Annotated in this window: 1 protein-coding gene; it reads right to left on the bottom strand. The window is 67.8% G+C overall.

Annotated elements, in window-relative coordinates; all coding sequences use genetic code 11:
• Nucleotides 1–1,870 (bottom strand): acetate--CoA ligase (acs, locus tag K7G61_RS35765; protein ID WP_225851322.1); only part of this gene is annotated, 1,870 nt, incomplete at both ends.

Genomic DNA, 1,870 nt, shown 5'->3' with positions numbered 1-1,870 from the left:
CCTCGCTGGGTGTGGTGGGGAGTTTGCTTTGGATGAGGTCCATGACGGTGGTGTCGGTGAGGGTGGTGGTGTCGCCGAGTTGGCGGTTTTCGGCGACGTCGCGCAGGAGGCGGCGCATGATTTTGCCGGAGCGGGTTTTGGGGAGTTCGGTGACGATGAGGATGCGTTGGGGTTTGGCGATGGGGCCGAGGGTTTTGGCGACGTGGTCGCGCAGGGTGGGGGTGAGGTCGGTGTCGTCGGTGGTGGTGCCGCGCAGGATGACGAAGGCGACGATGGCTTGTCCGGTGGTGGGGTCGGTGGCGCCGACGACGGCGGCTTCGGCGACTTTGGGGTGGGAGACGAGGGCGGATTCGACTTCGGTGGTGGAGATGTTGTGGCCGGAGATGAGCATGACGTCGTCGACGCGGCCGAGGAGCCAGATGTCGCCGTCGTGGTCTTTTTTGGCGCCGTCGCCGGCGAAGTAGCGGCCGGGGAAGCGGGTCCAGTAGGTGTCGATGTAGCGCTGGTCGTCGCCCCAGATGGTGCGGGCCATGGCGGGCCAGGGTTGGGTGAGTACGAGGTAGCCGCCGGAGCCGTTGGGGACGTCGTTGCCGTTGTCGTCGACGACGGTGGCGTTGATGCCGGGCAGGGGGGTTTGTGCGGAGCCGGGTTTGGTGTGGGTGACGCCGGGGAGGGGGGAGATCATGATGGCGCCGGTTTCGGTTTGCCACCAGGTGTCGACGACGGGGGTGGTGTCGGCTCCGATGTGGTGGCGGTACCAGATCCAGGCTTCGGGGTTGATGGGTTCGCCGACGCTGCCCAGGATGCGCAGGGATGTCAGGTCGTATTGGGCGGGCAGGTGGTCGCCCCATTTCATGAAGGTGCGGATGGCGGTGGGGGCGGTGTACAGGAGGGTGACGCGGTATTTGGCGATGATGTCCCAGAAGCGGGCTTGGTGGGGGGTGTCGGGGGTGCCTTCGTAGATGACCTGGGTGGCGCCGTTGGCCAGGGGGCCGTAGACGATGTAGGAGTGGCCGGTGACCCAGCCGATGTCGGCGGTGCACCAGTAGATGTCGGTGGTGGGTTTGAGGTCGAAGACGGCGTGGTGGGTGTAGGCGGTCTGGGTGAGGTAGCCGCCGGATGTGTGGAGGATGCCTTTGGGTTTTCCGGTGGTGCCGGAGGTGTAGAGGATGAACAGGGGGTGTTCGGCGGGGAAGGGTTGGGGGGTGTGGGTGGTGGGCTGGCGGGTGGTGATCTCGTGCCACCACAGGTCGCGGCCGGGGGTGAAGGTGATGTCCTGGCCGGTGCGGCGGACGACCAGGACGTGTTGGACTTGGGGGGTGCGGCTGACGGCGTCGTCGATGGCGGGTTTGAGGGCGGTGGGTTTGCCGCGGCGGTAGCCGCCGTCGGCGGTGATGACCAAGGTGGCGTCGGCGTCGTGGATGCGGGAGGCGACCGCGTCGGCGGAGAAGCCGCCGAAGACGACGGAGTGGGGTGCGCCGATGCGGGCGCAGGCCAGCATGGCCACCACGGCTTCGGGGATCATGGGCAGGTAGATCGCGACGCGGTCGCCGGCGGTGATGCCCAGTTCGGTCAGGGCGTTGGCGGCCTGGCAGACCTCGTCCTTGAGTTGGGCGTAGGTCAGGGTGCGGCTGTCGCCGGGTTCGCCTTCGAAGTACAGGGCGACGCGGTCGCCGTGGCCGGCTTCCACGTGGCGGTCCACGCAGTTGTAGGCCACGTTCAGCTCACCGTCGGCGAACCATTGCGCGAAGGGCGGGTTGGACCAGTCCAGTGTCCGGGTGGGCGGTGTGGTCCAGGTCAGCCGGGTGGCCTGCTGGGCCCAGAACTCCAGCCGGTCCGCGGCGGCCTGCTCGTACACCTGCCCCGACAC

It is taken from the genome of Streptomyces sp. HPF1205 (assembly GCF_020400825.1).
Taxonomy (GTDB): domain Bacteria; phylum Actinomycetota; class Actinomycetes; order Streptomycetales; family Streptomycetaceae; genus Actinacidiphila.
This window is presented reverse-complemented; position numbering and strand designations above follow the sequence as displayed.